The sequence below is a fragment of the Escherichia sp. R1 genome (genome assembly GCF_003000935.1).
Lineage (GTDB): Bacteria > Pseudomonadota > Gammaproteobacteria > Enterobacterales > Enterobacteriaceae > Escherichia > Escherichia coli.
Map to the genome: position 1 here is coordinate 27,221 of NZ_PSRU01000014.1, position 19,320 is coordinate 46,540.

Annotated in this window: 15 protein-coding genes and 1 pseudogene; 4 read left to right on the forward strand and 12 right to left on the reverse strand. The window is 49.7% G+C overall.

The window, feature by feature from the left end; translation table 11 throughout:
- Window positions 1-75: 75 nt before the first annotated feature.
- Window positions 76-1,419 (reverse strand): 2-oxoadipate dioxygenase/decarboxylase HglS, encoded by a 1,344-nt coding sequence (gene hglS, locus C4F37_RS17060; RefSeq protein ID WP_001538734.1) that lies wholly within the window; start codon window positions 1,417-1,419, stop codon window positions 76-78.
- A gap of 216 nt (window positions 1,420-1,635) precedes the next feature.
- On the opposite strand from hglS, the gene C4F37_RS17065 reads away from it, so the two are divergent.
- Complete coding sequence (locus C4F37_RS17065) at window positions 1,636-2,559, forward strand: LysR substrate-binding domain-containing protein (RefSeq protein ID WP_000414563.1); 924 nt, start codon at window positions 1,636-1,638, stop codon at window positions 2,557-2,559.
- 37 nt (window positions 2,560-2,596) lie between these two features.
- Here C4F37_RS17065 and trg read toward each other — a convergent pair.
- Window positions 2,597-4,236, reverse strand: a pseudogene (gene trg / locus C4F37_RS17070) (methyl-accepting chemotaxis protein Trg).
- 389 nt (window positions 4,237-4,625) lie between these two features.
- Here trg and hokB point away from each other — a divergent pair.
- Window positions 4,626-4,775: a type I toxin-antitoxin system toxin HokB gene (hokB, locus tag C4F37_RS17075; protein WP_001309484.1), complete on the forward strand. Its 150-nt coding sequence runs from the start codon at window positions 4,626-4,628 to the stop codon at window positions 4,773-4,775.
- Here the strand turns inward: hokB and C4F37_RS27895 are convergent.
- From C4F37_RS27895 to cybB, 3 genes are all read right to left on the reverse strand, one after another.
- Window positions 4,768-4,821: a hypothetical protein gene (locus C4F37_RS27895; RefSeq protein WP_212735803.1), complete on the reverse strand. Its 54-nt coding sequence runs from the start codon at window positions 4,819-4,821 to the stop codon at window positions 4,768-4,770. The two genes, hokB and C4F37_RS27895, sit on opposite strands and share 8 nt — an antisense overlap.
- A 25-nt stretch (window positions 4,822-4,846) precedes the next feature.
- Complete coding sequence (locus C4F37_RS17080) at window positions 4,847-5,020, reverse strand: hypothetical protein (protein ID WP_000731859.1); 174 nt, start codon at window positions 5,018-5,020, stop codon at window positions 4,847-4,849.
- A gap of 244 nt (window positions 5,021-5,264) precedes the next feature.
- Complete coding sequence (cybB, locus tag C4F37_RS17085; RefSeq protein WP_001350640.1) at window positions 5,265-5,795, reverse strand: cytochrome b561; 531 nt, start codon at window positions 5,793-5,795, stop codon at window positions 5,265-5,267.
- A 188-nt stretch (window positions 5,796-5,983) separates the two neighbouring features.
- Between cybB and gap the strand changes: the two genes are divergently transcribed.
- Window positions 5,984-6,985, forward strand: coding sequence for a type I glyceraldehyde-3-phosphate dehydrogenase (gap, locus tag C4F37_RS17090; protein WP_000048688.1), 1,002 nt, complete (start codon window positions 5,984-5,986; stop codon window positions 6,983-6,985).
- Between the two features lie 41 nt (window positions 6,986-7,026).
- Here gap and aldA read toward each other — a convergent pair whose 3' ends face one another.
- The 3 genes from aldA to hrpA form a co-directional block, all read right to left on the reverse strand.
- Window positions 7,027-8,466: an aldehyde dehydrogenase gene (aldA, locus tag C4F37_RS17095; RefSeq protein WP_000115979.1), complete on the reverse strand. Its 1,440-nt coding sequence runs from the start codon at window positions 8,464-8,466 to the stop codon at window positions 7,027-7,029.
- Between the two features lie 196 nt (window positions 8,467-8,662).
- A complete protein-coding gene (gene ydcF / locus C4F37_RS17100) occupies window positions 8,663-9,463 on the reverse strand; it encodes a DUF218 domain-containing protein YdcF (RefSeq protein ID WP_001027934.1) in 801 nt (266 codons plus the stop codon).
- A gap of 272 nt (window positions 9,464-9,735) precedes the next feature.
- A complete protein-coding gene (gene hrpA / locus C4F37_RS17105) occupies window positions 9,736-13,638 on the reverse strand; it encodes an ATP-dependent RNA helicase HrpA (RefSeq protein ID WP_000139619.1) in 3,903 nt (1,300 codons plus the stop codon).
- 200 nt (window positions 13,639-13,838) lie between these two features.
- Here hrpA and azoR point away from each other — a divergent pair, with 200 nt between their 5' ends.
- Entirely contained in the window at window positions 13,839-14,444 is a 606-nt protein-coding gene (gene azoR, locus C4F37_RS17110) for an FMN-dependent NADH-azoreductase (RefSeq protein ID WP_000048941.1), read from the forward strand.
- A 53-nt stretch (window positions 14,445-14,497) separates the two neighbouring features.
- On the opposite strand, the gene C4F37_RS17115 is transcribed toward azoR, so the two are convergent.
- Genes C4F37_RS17115 through C4F37_RS17130 form a run of 4 tightly spaced genes read right to left on the reverse strand, consistent with a single transcriptional unit; the run spans window position 14,498 to window position 19,078 of the window.
- The gene (locus C4F37_RS17115; RefSeq protein WP_024186838.1) at window positions 14,498-15,790 is read right to left on the reverse strand and encodes a phosphatase PAP2/dual specificity phosphatase family protein; all 1,293 of its coding nucleotides are present in this window, start codon (window positions 15,788-15,790) and stop codon (window positions 14,498-14,500) included.
- Between the two features lie 13 nt (window positions 15,791-15,803).
- Window positions 15,804-17,561, reverse strand: a complete 1,758-nt coding sequence (locus C4F37_RS17120; protein WP_001773912.1) for a bifunctional alpha/beta hydrolase/class I SAM-dependent methyltransferase — start codon at window positions 17,559-17,561, stop codon at window positions 15,804-15,806.
- Between the two features lie 15 nt (window positions 17,562-17,576).
- Entirely contained in the window at window positions 17,577-18,473 is an 897-nt protein-coding gene (locus C4F37_RS17125; protein ID WP_001538730.1) for a phosphatidate cytidylyltransferase, read from the reverse strand.
- Window positions 18,473-19,078, reverse strand: coding sequence for a CDP-alcohol phosphatidyltransferase family protein (locus C4F37_RS17130; protein WP_001538728.1), 606 nt, complete (start codon window positions 19,076-19,078; stop codon window positions 18,473-18,475). Before C4F37_RS17130 ends, C4F37_RS17125 begins: the two co-directional genes overlap by 1 nt.
- Window positions 19,079-19,320 lie beyond the last annotated feature (242 nt).

Here is a 19,320-nt window from a genome sequence, read left to right on the forward strand (position 1 = left end):
TTTTTTATGTCGATGGGATGAGCCTGATTCGTTTGTAAAATCAGGCAAATTTTTGCAAAGGCGGATGGTCAGAATTTAAAGCAAACCACAGCGACGTTTACTGCGTTCTTCCGCTTCCTGATAAAGCTGGAACTCATCCAAAACCGGACCCCCCAACGCCTGCTCAAATGCTTCGCGACTGGCATCACCGTGATTGCATGCCTGCGTTTCATTACCCAGATTTGACTGGAAGATCCCCGCCGCGCTAACGGGCAAGAAATCTTCATAGGTAATGGGTTGCGCCACTACCCAACCACGTTCTATTAAGGGCTGTGGATCGTCTCCGGGATGAATCGCCTGACGATGCGCCTCACCCGAAGGCGTCAGACGGTACCGGAACCATCCCAGCCCTTGCTGACGCATTAAAAACTCACTGTCAGGAAAAGTGCGGAAGGTTTCCTGTAAATGCATTTGGTGAGTGAGATTATCCTGCCCGGTTCCAGCGCTCCGCAGAAGATCATCATACAGTTGTCGCCCTTTCGGCGTTAATGCCACACCACGCTGCTCAATTTCACCAAAGCGCGCGGTATGTGTGCCCTGTTTCTGCCCCGCAAACAACACCGTCTCTTCCAGTGCTTTAAAGCTGGTCTGGCGTAGTAAAATCGGCACCTCGCGGCGCGGCGGCCCTTCGATCAGAACTTTGGGTTCAATTCCGCATTCAGGCATCATCGACTGCACCCGGTCAATATCCAGCGTACGTGGCGTCAGATGGTTGATATGGCATCCAGGAAAACAGACCACATCAGCAATCAACCGATGTTCGTTGTGCAAGGCGCGATAGGTTTCTTCATCTACCGTTGCTGACTGGTGCCAGCGAAACGTTTCCAGGGCTTCCTGCACAAACTCCTGTGCCTGTGTTTCGTTAAAACCGCCCTGCTGCTCATATTCCTCTAACAGTTGTCGACAACGTGGGGTGAAGATATCGCGCTGACGCAGAATCTCCGCCGCTTTCTGGCGCAAAATTTCGTTCTCGATAAGCTCAAGACGGAGTAACGAGGTAAAAACGCGGAAGGGATTACGCGCCAGAGAAGCATCATCAATGGGCCGAAATGCTGTCGAATGTACCGGCACCCCTGCCTGCGAGAGATCGTAATAGCTCACCGGGTACATCCCCATAATGGCAAACATCCGCCGAAGAGTAGCAAGCTCTTGTGCAGTCCCAACGCGAATCGCCCCATGACGTTCAACATTCAGTCGCGCCAGCTCGTCTGCATTTACCATTTTTTCGTGCAGTTGAGGATTGTTTTCCAGCACCGCCAGATTTACATCAGCTACCAGTTCCAGCAGCGTGCCGTACTGCGGAACTTCTTGCTGGTACATGACTGACATTGCCTGCGAAAACTGTTCCCGAATCTCATCCGCCGTGATGCTGTTCGCCATAGTGTCTGCCTCCAGTGGTCAGTAATCTGGAGTGTAGGTAACCGCATTCACTCCGGCTGGAAGAATTTACAAACTGTGATCTCGCCGCGAAAACATCAATATTATCCATTTTGCTGTAACATAGTTGCTTTAATTGTTAATAATATTTTGCAATCAAGTTATCATAATAAAACAACTTCACTTGTCAGCGACACCGCTTCGTTTTTAACATCGCTTATGGAAAAAAATAGTCTGTTTAGTCAGCGCATCCGTTTGCGCCACCTTCATACATTCGTAGCTGTCGCACAACAAGGAACTTTGGGGCGCGCGGCTGAAACCCTTAATTTGAGTCAACCTGCGCTCTCTAAGACATTGAATGAACTGGAGCAGCTGACGGGCGCTCGCTTGTTTGAGCGTGGTCGTCAGGGGGCGCAACTTACCTTACCCGGCGAACAATTTTTAACGCATGCAGTCAGAGTTCTTGACGCCATCAACACTGCCGGACAGTCGCTTCATCGTAAAGAAGGTCTTAATAATGATGTCGTCAGGGTTGGTGCGCTACCTACTGCGGCACTAGGGATATTACCTTCGGTTATAGGTCAGTTTCATCAGCAACAAAAAGAGACGACCTTGCAAGTTGCGACAATGAGTAACCCTATGATTCTGGCGGGTTTAAAAACCGGGGAAATCGATATCGGCATTGGTCGGATGTCAGATCCTGAACTGATGAACGGGCTTAATTATGAACTGCTGTTTCTTGAATCGCTGAAGCTGGTTGTCCGCCCCAATCACCCGCTACTTCAGGAGAACGTAACGCTAAGCCGGGTGCTGGAATGGCCGGTCGTTGTATCACCAGAAGGCACTGCGCCACGCCAGCATTCAGATGCATTAGTGCAGAGCCAGGGATGTAAAATTCCTTCGGGTTGTATCGAAACGCTGTCTGCTTCGCTATCTCGTCAACTTACGGTTGAATACGATTACGTGTGGTTTGTCCCTTCTGGCGCTGTAAAAGACGACCTGCGTCATGCCACGCTGGTAGCCCTGCCTGTTCCGGGACATGGTGCAGGCGAACCGATTGGAATACTGACCCGCGTAGATGCGACGTTCTCTTCTGGTTGCCAGTTGATGATTAACGCTATTCGAAAATCAATGCCGTTCTGAAAGGTGAAGGGATCTGTCGATCCCTCCTTTAACATTTTCACACTGTAGCGAAACTAACTGGTTCACCAGCTCCGCGAGGTTCTGCCGACACAGAATGTTTGTTCAGACGGAATACGTCCACCGCCTCAGTTAATCGTGCCGCCTGTTCTTCAAGGGACACCGCCGCCGCTGAGGCCTCTTCTACCAGAGAAGCATTCTGTTGCGTCACCTTATCCATTTCAGAAATCGCCTGGCTAACCTGTGTTATGCCTCTGCTTTGTTCATCCGAGGCGGCGGCGATTTCCTGCATGATATGTGTGACACTCGCGACGGCATCAACAATAGTGCTCATGGTTTTCCCGGCCGTGGCCACCTCATCCGCTCCCAGGTCAATTAACCTGACTGATTCACTGATCAAGCCTTCAATCTCTTTCGCCGCCTGAGCGCTGCGGCTTGCGAGTGTCCGTACTTCGCTGGCGACAACGGCAAATCCAGGGCCTTGCTCACCCGCTCGCGCGGCTTCAACGGCAGCATTCAGTGCCAGAATATTCGTCTGGAAAGCAATACTGTTGATGACGGCGGTGATCTCAGAAATTTTCTTCGAACTCGTGGAGATAGCGCCCATCGTTTTTACTACACCGGAAACCATCTGCCCGCCATCGCTGGCTTTAATAGAAGCCTCTTGCGCCAGTTTGCTGGCATGATGCGCGTTATCCGCATTCTGTTTCACCGTCGCAGTGAGTTGCTCCATGCTGGCGGCAGTTTGTTCGATAGCCGCCGCTTGTTCTTCGGTGCGAGATGACAGGTCCGCATTGCCAGCTGAAATTTCGCTGGTGCCACGATAAATCTCTTCCGCACCCTGTCGAACAGTCCCTACTGTCATCCCCAGTGAATGCTGCATTTGCTGTAAATGACGACTTAAGCGACCGATTTCATTACGACCCGCCGGTTCATCATTCATCGTCAGATCGCCACTGGCAATTTTTTCAATCCGTTGTGCGGCATGTTGCAGTGGACGAATGACGATCCGACGTAGCACCATAAATGTTATCAGCGTCATGACCAGGGCAAGCACAAACGCGCCAATCATGAACATCCCACCCAGGCGGGTGCGCTGATGGGCCTGTTCCGCCAGTTGGTTGGCTCTGGTGCTACGTATCTTAACGGCTTTGTTCAAAATATCGGTATAAGCATTATCCAGCGGTCGGATCTGCTCACTTTCATGATTGATAATCGCCTCAAACATGCCATTTTTGGCATATTTCAGCATGGGTTGCATACCCGTGATATAAGCCTGGAAGCGTTGATTTAATTCAGTGTCGAGGGCTTCATCAGCAGGTGTTTTCACCGATCGATTCTGATAAGCACGATAACCTTGCTGCGACTGTTTAATCTCCGATTCGGCTTGCGCAATATTTCGCTTCATTGCTTCCATTTCCGCAATACGACTCGCTGCCCCGGCCTGAATCATATTGATCCGGGCTGAACGCAAAAAATCTGAACTGTTCGCTAACCGGTCCGAATCTCAATCTCCGCAGTAACATCACGCTGATCGCGATCGGCCTGCCAGAGGAAATAGCCAGCCAGAGCAGAACTTAATGCGAATAGAACTAAGATACCGCCAAGAATGCAGGCAAATAACGGAACCAGCCTGATGTGATGCAAAAAACCTAATCGCTGTGAGGGAGTTGTATTCATTACCGTTGTCTCTCGTCCAGGTTTACTCCTGATAGAAAGTCATCGGCACTTGACGGTAATTACTTATGACCAAAAACCTCTTTGCGTCACATTTTTACAACAATTATGGCAGAGAAAAATAATGCCATTGGAATGAAGAGAGTAACGAACGGCTAAACCGAATGACGAAAAATTCTGGAAAACAGCACGCAATTTCGTCAAGTGATTATTTTCGTCCCTAAGGAAACCTCATAGGATGCCTGCGGGTGCCTGAGACTTTCTGTTTTCAGGCTAACCGGGAATCAGAAAGACGAAGGCCCCGACCGATATTTCTATCAACCGAGGCCAACGAATGAACCAAGCAATTCAGATGTTAGCCTCTTACCCGCCATCCGGCAAGGAGAAAGGCTATGAAGCGCAACCCTCTGGTGGTGTGTCTGCTCATTATCTGCATTACGATTCTGACATTCACACTCCTGACCCGACAAACGCTCTACGAACTGCGGTTCCGGGACGGTGATAAGGAGGTTGCTGCGCTCATGGCCTGCACGTCTAGGTAAGGGCAAGCGCGGGGATTTTCCCCGCGCATCTGACTAGCAGATTCATTTTCTCATGGCACCCCTTTTACACTTCAGTTAGTGCATGTTTTTTTCGATGCACTAATAGAACCATCATTACAGACAAATTTGCCGCCTGCCGTACAGTGTGAGATCCCCCCTTTCGAACCAGAACAGGGTTTGCGCCCGGCATCGGCATAAAAGGAAACAAGCGTTCCCATAACCAGGATAAGTGCCAGTTTTTTCATATAACCTCCATGATTTATCGAATCTTATGTTCGATTTGAACGTTATACGCTGGTTTATTTTGATACCGTTGATGAGATCAAAGATCGGGTGAATTGATTAAAGATAAGCCAGATGGACGTATAGACAAGAATTATGGTTTTATTTGTCATACAAATAAATATAATAGGCGCTTCCGATGTAGGCCCGTATTCTTCGCCTGTACCACGGGTCGGTTTTAGTACAGGCGTTTTCTTTAAATATCCTTCAGGAACGTTTACGCGGCATCATGCGTAGAAGTGTGTTGTCCTTCCAGAAATAGTGGTGTGCCAGTGCAGCCGCAGCGTGCAACCCGATGACAAAATATCCCAGATTCGCCAGCGTTTCATGCCACGACTTTAAGCTATCAACCCGCTCGAAATTGGCCTCTGAAGCGTAAGGCATCGTCAAACCAAACGCAAACCACGGGTTGCCCCGGTTATACATCATCACCAAACCAATCACTGGCAGCGCAATAAACAGGAGATAAATCACCAAATGGCCCAAATGCGCCAGTCCCGTCATCATCGGTTTTGGCTTAGGTATAATCGGCGGGGTTGGGCATTTCAGCCTTAACAAAAGACGAACCACCATCAGTACGAGAATTGAGATGCCACAGGAAACATGAATCATGTTGATGAGGGGCCGATCGCTACGTGGGAAGAAACCACGAAACTCCATTGCGCAATACGCTACGATAACCAGCAAAAAGACCAGCCAGTGAATGCTGATTTGTAACCTTGAGTATTTATTTCCCATAACATTTCCTGCTTTAACATAATTTGCCGTTAACATAACGGGCTTTTCTTAAAATTTCATTAAATATTGTTCACCCGTTTTCAGTACGTTACGTTTCACTGCAAGAATGTAGATTGCCCATCCCGCCATCCTGGTCTAAGCCTGGAAAGGATCAATTTTCATCCGAACGTTCCTGACAGGAGAAGACCATGAGTAAAGTTGGTATTAATGGTTTTGGTCGTATCGGTCGACTGGTGTTGCGTCGATTACTTGAAGTCAAAAGCAACATAGACGTTGTCGCTATTAATGATCTCACTTCCCCAAAAATTCTCGCCTACCTGCTGAAACATGATTCAAACTACGGACCGTTCCCCTGGAGCGTTGATTATACGGAAGATTCACTTATCGTTGATGGGAAAAGTATCGCGGTTTACGCCGAAAAAGAGGCTAAAAATATTCCGTGGAAAGCGAAAGGCGCAGAAATCATTGTCGAATGTACAGGCTTTTATACCTCCGCCGAGAAATCGCAGGCGCATCTTGATGCTGGCGCGAAGAAGGTGTTGATTTCCGCCCCTGCCGGTGAAATGAAAACCATCGTTTATAACGTCAATGACGACACTCTGGATGGCAACGACACCATTGTTTCCGTGGCGTCATGCACCACTAACTGCCTTGCGCCGATGGCCAAAGCCTTGCATGACAGTTTCGGGATAGAAGTCGGCACGATGACAACCATTCATGCCTATACCGGCACCCAGTCACTGGTGGATGGCCCACGTGGTAAAGATTTACGTGCTTCACGCGCAGCGGCAGAAAATATCATTCCCCACACTACGGGGGCGGCAAAAGCCATTGGTCTGGTGATCCCGGAACTGAGCGGCAAACTGAAAGGTCATGCGCAACGCGTGCCGGTGAAAACAGGTTCGGTCACTGAACTGGTGTCAATTCTCGGAAAGAAAGTGACTGCCGAAGAGGTGAACAACGCGCTTAAAAAGGCGACAAACAATAACGAGTCATTTGGTTATACTGATGAAGAAATAGTCTCTTCCGATATCATTGGCAGCCATTTCGGTTCGGTGTTTGATGCCACGCAAACGGAAATTACCGCCGTGGGCGATTTACAACTGGTGAAAACGGTCGCCTGGTACGATAACGAATATGGCTTCGTCACGCAGCTTATTCGCACCCTCGAAAAATTCGCTAAACTCTGACGCGCACAGGCGGAGGAAAAAACCTCCGCCTCTTTCACTCATTACGACTGTAAATAAACCACCTGGGTCTGCAGATATTCATGCAAGCCATGTTTACCATCTGCGCCGCCAATACCGGATTTACGCCATCCAGCGTGGAAGCCTTGCATAGCTTCGAAGTTTTCACGGTTGATGTAAGTTTCACCAAACTTCAGCCCTTTAATGGCTTTCATCGCGACGTTCAGATTTTGGGTATAGATTGATGAGGTCAGGCCGTAATCACTGTCATTAGCCATTGAGATAGCCTCTTCCAGCGTGTCAAATGCGACCACCGGCAGAACCGGGCCAAAGGTTTCCTCATGCATAATCGACATTTCCTGGCGAACATCCAGCAGCAATGTCGGCGGATAATAATATCCTTTCCCCTCTACCGCTTTGCCACCCAACGCCACTCTCGCCCCTTCTTCTACTGCGCGCGCCACTTTTTGCTCAACCCTTTCCAGCGCCGCGGCGTTAATCAACGGTCCCATCGCAATGTCGTTGCGTTCAGCGGGGTTACCAAATTGAACCGCCTGCATCGCTTCCCCCAGCCGATTGACGAACTGATCATAAATGCTTTTCTGTACATAAACACGTTCTGCACAGTTACACACTTGCCCACTATTAATGACGCGTGAATCAACGATGGCTTTGACTGCCAGTTCAAGATCGGCATCGTCCATTACGATAGCCGGTGCTTTACCCCCCAATTCCAGGCACACTTTGGTGATGTTTTTCGCCGCAGTCGCCATAATCTTTTCACCTGCAGAGACGCTGCCTGTCATACTGACCATTGCGACCTTTGGGTTACCCGCCAGTTCTTGCCCAACGGTTTCACCACGCCCGAGTACAAGGTTAAACACGCCGCGCGGAAGGCCTATTTCATCAACGATTTTGGCGAATGCAATCGCATTGTTTGGCGTAAATTCACTGGGTTTAATGACGATGGTATTACCGGTCAAAAGAGCGGGAGCCATTTTGCGGGCAATGAGGAAGAACGGAAAGTTCCACGGCAGAATGCCGGTAGTCACGCCAAGCGCACGTTTAAACAGAAGGATATTTTCTCCTGGACGATCGCTTTGAATAATCTCGCCCTCGTAACGCCGTGCCCACTCCGCCATATAATCGATATAGTCCGCAGTAAAAGCCACTTCGACTTCAGCCAACTGCTGGATCTTGCCCCCTTCTTCGACAATCAGCGCACTGATTTCACTGGCACGTTCCCGGATCCCGGCGGAGATTTTGCGCAACCAACTGGCGCGTTCAATAGCAGGCAACGCTTCCCATTCTGGTTGTGCACGTTCTGCTGCATCGATTGCCTTACGGGCATCCTCGGCCTGACCATCGGGAATGCGGGAAATGACAACCTCTGTAGCAGGGTTTACCACATCAATCCATGCGTCTCCACGCCAGGTAACAAACTGTCCATCGATATACATAGGATGTTGAACGGGTACTGACATGGGCGACTCCTGTGATTTGCATGTTTGTTTTTGGTAAATTTATTGTTAATTAACATCAATTATCAGAGAGACGGCATCGTGAAAGGACAATTCTGTGAAGGGCTTCATAAAAACAAGTGTAAAAGGAATTAAAGGCAGAAATAAAAGTCAGAAGTCATGCCCGTTTGCAAACAATTGGTTCACGAACGGGCAATTTTTAACGTAACGAGCGACTTTCCATCGCCTCGATGAGCACCGCATCGTGTTTCAGCGTTTGCCATGCCTGGATGACTTCTGCCGGAAAATCAACGTGAACGATAAAATCTCGCCCGCGGGGGCCGTAGCCATCGCTATCATCGCGTAAACGCGGCAGCTCGCCAGTGAGTAGCGATAGATAACGCTCAACCGGCCATAATCCTTGCAACGGATTAACAAAGATTACACTGTCTGCGTTATTTCCTAACTGAGGAACGAATCCGGGATAACTTAACCAGCGTGGTGCATCGGGATTATCCCCGGTTATACGGCGGAACGTCGCCATCGTGCGCCGCTGCATGGTGGGGTCCTGAACAACGATAGCCGTATGAACTCGTTCTACGGCCTGATTCAATAGCGCGATGCTAAAGCGTGCGTTTTCACCGCAGTTTGTTGACTGGTCTTCAATCCAGATTTTTTCATGCGGAATATGCCAGAACTGATGAGCGATATCCGCCAGGATGGTAGCTTCAGCTCTGCCAGTGGTGCGGATAGTGTTGTAGTGTGGATGCTGTGCGATGGCGCTATACAAAAAAGTTGTCGAGTGACCGATACCACCACTAATCAGTAAAGGAATTTGCTGATCGCGGGCAATCTTACATGCCGCATCGATAGTCGGCATAACCGCATTGCCTGCAAGGATCACGCAATCGGCCTGATACGGCACCTCACCGGAGAAATCATCCTGCGCCAGCCACTGTCCGATAACATTTATGGCATCTATGGTTGCCGGCGAAAGCGTCGGAAACGGGGTAATATTCATGGTTCCTCCTTATCGTTCCCTTAAGAATACTGCGTGAGATAATAGTGAGAAGCGGAGCACTCTGAAAGGAGGAAGTCGTATTTCCTTAACTGCCACTCCGCAAGCCTGACATATTTTTTAAGGAAATGCTGTAGATAAACATTATTCATCTTGCAGCAGAGAATTGTATTTTTCTGAACTCCTGAATTTTTTCCCTTATCGTTTTTAGAATTAATAAAAAACCCGGCGCTAAATGCTTACCGGGTTTTAGATTTATCAGGCAAATAGCAGTGTTAACCGCTAATCTGCTCCATCGCCTGCAAAATACGCTTATCCGAAATCGGATAAGGCGTACCAAGTTGTTGAGCGAAGTAACTAACGCGCAGCTCTTCTATCATCCAGCGGACCTCTTTCACGTCTTCATCCTCACGACGTGCAGGCGGCAGTTTGTTGATCCATTGCTGCCATGCCTGCTGGACGTTTTCGACTTTCAGCATCTGAGCACGGTCACGATGCGGATCAATCGCCAGTTTTTCCAGTCGTTTTTCAATCGCCTGCAAATACCGTAACGTGTCGCCCAACCGTTTAAAACCGTTGCCAGTGACAAAACCGCGATACACCAGCCCGCCCATCTGCGCTTTAATGTCAGAAAGCCCCAGCGCCATGGTCATATCCACCCGCCCTTTCAGACGTTTGTTGATATTGAACACCGCAGTGAGGATTTGCTCGACCTGCTTCGCAATATCCACCACCGTGTCGTTCAGTTCAGCGCGGACTTTTTCATGCAGCGCAGCAAAGCCTTCTTCCGTCCAGACCGGGCCACCATTGGCGTCGATCAGTTGATCCACACCGCAGGAGATACAGTCATCGATCAGCTCCAGCACTTTGCCATACGGATTAAAGTACAGCCCCAGCTTGGCTTTGTTTGGCAGCTTTTCGTGCAAGTACTTGATCGGCGATGGAATATTTAGCAGCAGTAAACGGCGAAGACCGTTCCACATTGCCTGCTTCTGTTCCAGCGGGTTATCAAACAGTTTGATCGCTACGCTGTCACGCTCATCCACCAGCGCCGGCCACGCCTTCACTTTGTAGTTGCCGCGCTTCTGCTCGTAACTTTCCGGAAGTTGACCAAAACTCCAGATATGCAGCCCGCTCTGCTCGATACCGTCATCCGCCACGGCAGACAGCGTTTCCTGCACTTTGCCTTTCAGGGCGTCTTTCAGATCCTGTAATGAGCGCCCTTCTTTTAGCTTCTTGTTTTTGTCATCCACCACGCGGAAAGTGATTTTCAGGTGATCGGGCACCTGATCCCAGTGCCAGTCTTCGCGGTCAACGGTGACGCCAGTCATCCGCCGTAACTCTCGTTCAAGGCTGTCGAGCAACGGCAATTCCAGCGGTGTGACGCGGCCTAAAAACGCTTCGGCGTAGTTTGGCGCGGGCACAAAATTACGGCGTACCGGCTTCGGCAGCGATTTAATCAGGGCGATGATCAGCTCACGACGCAGACCGGGGATCTGCCACTCAAACCCACTCTCCTCAACCTGGTTAAGTAGCGGCAGCGGGATATGCACGGTCACACCGTCAGCATCCGCGCCGGGCTCAAACTGATAGCTCAAACGCAGTTTGAGATTGCCCTGATGCCAGAAGTTCGGGTAATCCAGTTTGCTGATTTTTTCCGCCCCTTCTTTGATCAACATGCTCTTTTCAAAGTTGAGCAAATCAGGCGTTTCGCGGCTGACTTTTTTCCACCAACTGTCGAAATGGCGTGCGGAAATCACATCGTGGCTGATGCGCTGGTCGTAGAACTCAAACAACGTTTCGTCATCCACCAGAATATCGCGGCGACGAGTTTTGTGTTCCAGTTCTTCCACTTCGGCCCGTAGTTTCAGGTTTTCACGGAAGAATGCGTGACGCGTCTGCCAGTCACCTTCCACCAGCGCGTGGCGAATAAAGAGTTCACGACATAACGCCGGATCGATCTGGCTGTAGTTGACCTTACGCGCAGCAACAATCGGCAACCCGTAAACGGTGACTTTTTCCGTTGCCATCACCGCGCCCTGCGCCCGTTCCCAGTGCGGTTCGCTGTAGGTGCGTTTGATTAAATGCTGAGCGACAGGTTCCACCCATTCTGGATCGATGCGTGCCGCAATGCGCCCCCACAGGCGGCTGGTTTCTACCAGTTCCGCCACCATTACCCATTTCGGCGGCTTTTTGAATAAACCAGAACCGGGGAAGATGGAGAAACGCGCGTTACGTGCGCCGGTATATTCTTGTTTATCGGCATCTTTCATGCCGATATGCGAAAGCAAACCGGTCAGCAACGCAATGTGAATTTCGCGATAATCCGCCGGTTCGCTGTTAACCGGAATGCCAAGTTCTTTCACCACCTGGCGCAACTGGGTGTAGATATCCTGCCATTCGCGCACGCGCAGATAGTTGAGATAATCAGTACGACACAGGCGACGGAAGGCGTTAGAAGAAAGCGCCTTTTGCTGCTCGCCAAGATAATTCCACAGATTTACAAACGCGAGGAAGTCAGACTCTTTGTCGTGGAAGCGACGATGTTTTTCGTCCGATGCCTGCTGCTTGTCCATTGGCCGCTCACGCGGGTCCTGAATAGAGAGCGCGGACGTGATAATCATCGCCTCACGCACGCAGCCATGTTTTTGCGCTTCCAGCACCATACGCGCCAGACGTGGGTCGACAGGCAACTGCGAGAGCTGGCGACCGAGCGGCGTCAGTTTATAGGCGCTGGCCTGTTCATCAGTGGTGATCGCGCCCAGCTCTTCGAGCAGACGCACGCCATCCTGGATATTGCGTTTATCCGGTGCTTCGACAAACGGGAATGCGGCGATATCGCCCAAGCCCAGTGCGGTCATCTGCAAAATAACCGAGGCCAGGTTAGTACGCAGAATTTCTGGGTCGGTAAACTCCGGGCGCGAGAGGAAATCGTCTTCGGAATAGAGACGAATACAGATCCCTTCTGACACACGGCCGCAGCGGCCTTTACGCTGATTAGCTGAAGCCTGCGAAATTGGCTCAATCGGCAAACGCTGCACTTTGGTGCGATAGCTGTAGCGGCTGATACGCGCCGTACCTGGGTCGATAACGTATTTAATACCCGGTACGGTCAGCGAGGTTTCCGCGACGTTGGTCGCCAGTACAATGCGTCGCCCGCTGTGCGACTGGAACACGCGGTTCTGTTCGCTGTTGGAAAGCCGTGCATAAAGCGGCAAGATTTCGGTATGGCGTAAGTTCAGCTTGTTCAGCGCATCGGCGGTATCGCGAATTTCTCGCTCGCCGCTCATAAAGATCAGAATGTCGCCAGGGCTTTCCTGGCTCAGTTCATCTACGGCGTCAAAAATCGCCTGCAACTGGTCGCGCTCGGTGTCATCGGCTTCTTCAACAATCGGGCGATAGCGCACTTCCACCGGATAGGTCCGACCGGAGACTTCGATAATCGGCGCATTATTAAAGTGGCGCGAAAAGCGTTCCGGGTCGATAGTCGCGGAAGTGATAATAATTTTTAGGTCAGGACGCCGCGGCAGCAACTCTTTCAAATAGCCGAGAAGAAAATCGATATTCAGGCTGCGTTCGTGCGCTTCGTCAATAATGATGGTGTCGTACTGCATCAGCAGGCGGTCTTGCTGGATCTCTGCCAGCAGGATGCCGTCGGTCATCAGCTTGACCATCGTGTTATCACTAACGTGATCGCTGAAACGCACTTTGTAACCGATGCAACCGCCCGGCTCCGTTTTTAGCTCTTCCGCAATACGGTTCGCCACCGTTCGCGCCGCCAGCCGACGCGGCTGGGTATGGCCGATCAGCCCTTTAATCCCGCGACCCAGCTCCATACAGATTTTCGGTAGCTGAGTCGTTTTACCGGAACCCGTTTCCCCGGCGACGATCACCACCTGGTGGTCACGAATCGCTTCGAGAATGTCCTGCTTTTTCTGACTAACCGGCAAATTGTCCGGGTAAGTAATCTCCGGTCGTGCCGCTTCACGCAGCAGGACTTTCCCTGCCGCATGGTCAATCTCTTTCGCCATCTCCTGGAAAATGGCCTGTTGTGCATCAGGATTTTTAACCTTCTTCACGCCGTGCAGACGGCGAGAAAAACGCAGTCTGTCACGCAGCATCATCGAATCCAGCCGCTGCTGCAAGGCAGTAAAGGTCAATTTTTGTTGTTCTGTCATAACGTTAGTGGGCAGTAGTCTGCCTGATTAATTTTCTTTTAAATGATAGATATAGAGTACCACATCGCGGCTTTCTATGCGTTGTTCAATAAATTCGAACATAGGCTTCGATTTATTGCGCTATCTCTGTGGCAGAATTGTGAATAAAGTGTCAACAAGCAACGGGGCATTGCCCATTCAAATATCTATAAGGAAACACCATGAGCAAGGTATTAGTTCTTAAATCCAGCATCCTGGCAGGGTACTCTCAGTCTAATCAGTTGTCCGATTATTTTGTTGAACAATGGCGCGAAAAGCACTCCGCTGATGAAATCACCGTGCGTGACCTGGCTGCAAATCCGATTCCGGTCCTGGATGGCGAACTGGTTGGTGCACTGCGTCCGAGCGATGCGCCGCTGACTCCGCGTCAGCAGGAAGCTCTGGCGCTTTCCGATGAGCTGATTGCCGAGCTGAAAGCCCACGACGTTATCGTTATTGCGGCACCGATGTATAACTTCAATATCTCGACCCAGTTGAAAAACTATTTTGACCTGGTTGCACGTGCAGGCGTTACTTTCCGCTATACCGAGAAGGGTCCGGAAGGCCTGGTCACCGGTAAAAAAGCCATCGTTATCACCAGCCGCGGTGGGATCCATAAAGATGGCCCAACGGATCTGGTGACGCCGTATCTGTCCACATTCCTGGGCTTTATCGGCATTACCGATGTGAAATTTGTCTTCGCCGAAGGGATCGCGTACGGCCCGGAAATGGCAGCGAAAGCACAGTCTGACGCGAAAGCAGCCATCGACAGTATTGTTGCTGAATAACCGGACACGATCTTGATGTGGACTGTAGATATTCAGTCCACATCTCAATCCGCTTACCTGTTTTCCCATAATTTCAGCATCGCTTTGTGCTCTTCCTTAAGCACAATCCGCGAGCGTCTGGCTCGAATATAACTAATCGCTTCATCAACGGTTTTACAATGTCCGTAACATAACAGCCATGCCGCCACCACCAGCGCACTGCGCGATAATCCCAACGCGCAATGGACCAGAACGCTGCCTTGCTCTTCGCGTAATGTTTCCAGCATCGCCACGGCCTGTCGGAGCTCCCCCTCTTCCGGAACCACCAGATCCAACATCGGTACACAAAAATAGAGTCGATCTTTTGTCGCTCGTCCGCGAGGGAATTCAAAGGTGACGTCCAGAACCGCATTCTGTGCCGGAATATGTCGTGGAAACGCCCCTAAATAAACACCAGCAGTAATTTTGCTCACCGGCTCCAGGCGAAGACAAAACCAACGCATAGACAGCCACATCCCGATACGCCAGGGCAATGTCAGCCAGTAAACGGCGGGCGGGAGTTTCCCCTGACTATCTTTCCCTGTTGTTATCGCGCCAAGCCCACCGTACCCACGGCCAATGATGAATAGCGATAATACTGGCCAACATAACCAGACTGACCACCATAACTGAAGCATTATCATTAGCTCCATCAACACAATGCACGAGCACGCGCCTACGACATATGGCAGTGCTATTTTGATTCGACGTTGATCAGGTTTCTGATAATTCCAACGACGGTCGACGGGCACTATCCAGTCAATTAACATACCTACCGCCAGCCCCGTGATGACATCAATAAAATGATGCTGCCAGGTCGTCAGCGTCGAAATGGCGATGAGTAAAAACCATCCGCCGCAGACTTTACGCCACCTCACAGCCAGATGCTGACGAAAGTGACGCCAAAGTAGCCAGCAGAGAATAATATGCAGCGAAGGAGACTGGTTATAAGGCAGATCAAACAGTTCAAGTTGCGAAAATAGCCATCCTGTCACCCCACTCACTTCAGGACGGATAAAACTAAACTTCAGCGGATAGAGAAAAAAACCGCAGCAGGCCATTACCGTTGCCAGAATAAGCCGGTGAACCAGTCGGCGCTGTTCGAATGTCGAGCTACAAATGAACAGCGAAAATCCATATAAAAGATCCAGACTCCAGTAAGGAACAATAGTCCAGGGAAGAAAAGGGATCGCCGTTTCCCAACCGAATACCTGACTGGGGATATCATGGTTGTTAAGATCCTGAGTCGCGGTGAACTGATTAAGAAATCCATATGTAAAGAAGAAAAACGGGGCCAGCAACAATAACCAGCCAGCTCCTTGTAGCAATACGTTCCGGCGTTCAGTTATCACGACGCACCGCCATCGAAACCGTAAAAATGCCCCACTCATCAATCCGTTGTGTGCATTTATCAAATCCGGTATCATGCACGAGCGAATCCATCTCCCCTTGAGAACGCACGCGCATTACCCACGGTTTACCATCTTTATGACTGGTTAACACCCCGGCAATCAGCTCCAGTTGTGGGTGCCACGGCTGCCCGGTGTAGATGAGAATGCCACCCGGATCGATGGCATTGGCAAGACCTGCGAGTGAGTTTTTTACCTGCTCATTTTCGGGAAAAAGCTCATACAGGCCAGAGACAATCGCCAGCGTAGGCCGCGGAGTTAACGTGCTGAGTTCTGCCGGATTAAACGCATCGCCCTGTTCAAAACGCGCCCGCCCAGACATTCCCCGTTGGGCAATCATCTCTTGCCCTTGTGCAACATTTACCTCACTGTAATCACGTAACAAAATTTCGCTTATGGCGGGCTCGTTTGCCAGCGCATCCAGTACATAGCGCCCATGCCCTGCGGCAATGTCAACCACGCGGACGGCTAAACCTTTGGCGTGGAGATGGGCAACGGCTTGTTTAATCAGCATTTGTAAATGGGTTTTGCGCTGGCGAATACCGCGCCAGCCAACACTGTTCAGGTAGATTTTGTCGATAAAGCGCCCGAATGCGTTACTGCCTTGCGGTTGATTTTGATAGACATAATCCAGCGAACTGCCTGAATCAAAGCCGGTACTCATTCCGAGATGCAGGCCCGCAGAGTGCGCCCCGAACAGTTTCATCGCCTTTCGCATAAAGCGATACGCCAAATCAACCGGCGATAACGGCACGGGTCCACCAGAAAGGAGCCGCCATCGATCCGCTGATGGTCCAGTGCGGTCTTCATGCTGATAATCAAATTTTTGTGACTTGTTAGCATATAAACGGCTGATAAAGCTTTGCATTTTTTCAAATGCCTGCTCCCTGTTCTCTTCACCCAACGTGTCGTGATAAAAGCCTGGCAGCAGATGCAGCTCTTTCAGAGGACTACGTAAACGCTGATAAAAATCAATCTGCGGTTGGCGATGCACCACATAGTCATCGCCTGATATCAGAAGTTGCGTGGGGAGCGTAATCGCCGCCGCATCGCTAACAATACGTTCAGACGTTTTATAGAGATCGAGCAAGATATTGACGGCAATCGCCCGTGTGATCAGCGGATCATTATTGAAACTCGCCACCCGTTGCCGATCGTGGGTCAGATAACGCCCTTTCACATAGGAATTAATAAAAAACAGACCACGCAGACGATGCCATAACGCCAGCCCAGGACGTGCCAGCGGCACATACAATTTAACCTTAAAGGCCGGAGATACCAGCACTAGTCCGCGAATAGCAGGCGCATAATCATGAACCCATGTGGCAACCATCACTGCGCCGACGCTTTGCGCGATCACAACCACCTCTTCCAGTCCGACCTGGCTGTCGCTGGCAGCAAAACGGACAAATTCATCAACATCCTGCACTGAACGCGCAAGAGACGGACTATAACCACGCGGCCCCGAAGTTTGTCCATGCCCTCGGGCATCCCATGCATAAAAAGCAGTATCTGGCATCGCCAGTTCATCAACGATATGTTGTAGACGACCAGAATGTTCATGACCGCGATGAAATAAGACGATGACCTTTTTCGCCCCTGGCAGTAAAGTGGGCCAGTGCCGATAAAACAACGCTGTATTATCACTGGTGGTAAAAAAATGCTCCCCAGGGATGCGTGAATTTTCCATTTTCTCTATTTTCCTTCAGTAACAGCAGTAGCGAATAAAATAAAAAAATACCGGAGCGGTGAAAATTAATGAGTCAATCCTGTCAAGGAGTCCGCCATGTCCTGGTAATAGTTTTCCACTATCTTTAACACCAATATCTCGTTTGATGGCTGACATCACTACATCGCCGCAAAAACCACTAATACCGATTAACAAACCCGCTAATAATGCCTGTAATGTATCTAGCGGTGTAAGCAACGGTCCAATAATCAGTGACGCAATCATGGTGGTGATTACGCCGCCCATCAGACCTTCCAATGTTTTTCCCGGGCTGACTTTAGGGACCACTTTTCTTCTGCCGCAGGATTTTCCCCATAAATACTGTGCAATATCGTTTGACTCGGTTAATGCCAAAAGAAATAACACCAGTAACGCCCCGCCCTGGATATTTGTGGTTGGCAACATTAATAACCAGGCGGCATGACTCAAGGCGAAAACGGTCATTATCCAGCCACAAAAAATGGCGCTCACGGTATGCAGAAAACCGGAGGGGTCACCCACTAAAACTCGCCAGGTGGCTAATATCAGAAACCCAGCCAAAGGTATAAATAACAGAAACAGCTCAAAGCAATTAAAACCGATAAGCAAATAGTTAAGAGGAATACCCCAATATAACCAACGCGGAAAATGTACAGATATAAGCGTACAATATTCTTTCAATGCCAGAAAACTTATCAGCGCAAAAAACGTCAACGTCATCCAGCGTGGACCTGAAATCACCAGTGAAAAACAAATGACGATGCCCCACCAGGTACGAATACGTAATGTAACCTCACCCCCTTTTCTCTCCGGTAACCGCCATACCAGAAAACGGTTTATCAGCGTTGCTAAAATTAACAACGCGAAAAGTGTTGCCAGAGATTTTTCCAGCATTATCTTTCAGCACTCATAAAAAGCACACTCCGACAACGATTAATCGCAGTCCAGAGAAGCAGAATTGAAGCAATGCTCCATAAAAGATTATTCCATTGCATCCACTGTGGATAAATGGCAACGGCCAGCCCCCACAATCCAAATATTAACGCGCGATCGCTTTTGCCAAATGGACCGGCATAACTGCGAATACCGTTAATCGTCTGCGCGAGTAAACCGCAAAACTCAGTCAATATGGTGCAAAATAACATGAGTATTACGAGTGATGCGTTACTTACCGGTAAAAATAAAAACGGTAAATAAAGCGCAATATCGGAAATAACATCGCCAGTTTCATTCAAAATCGCCCCAAGACGTGTTTGCTGATTGCACTCACGCGCCATCATGCCATCCAGCGCATTGAGTGCCATACGGACAAAAAGCACGATGGGCAATAGCAAAAAGAGGATGGGTTGTGCGACCAACATCAACAGCAATCCTGTAATAAGAGAAAGCGCCAGTGCAGCAAGAGTGATGTGATTCGCTGTAACATGGTGCTTATAAAGCCAAAACATCGTCGGTCTTAACAGCGGCTGAAAGAGCGGTTTTATCTGGTAGAGCGTCATTTATCATTCCGTGATATTCAGTTTGCTCTATGGTGCATCAATTCCGACGGCGGAGATATCACAACGCGCAGCATCAACGTAAATTCGGAATATATCAAGATGTGGTGGATGAATGCCCTACACATCTGTTTGATTACCGTCTGGATATCAGTGAGATACCATCTATCACTGTACGAATCAATGAATCCATCGCCTTTTCCCTGATTATCCAGCCGCAAATCCTGGCCTTAAACATATGCACT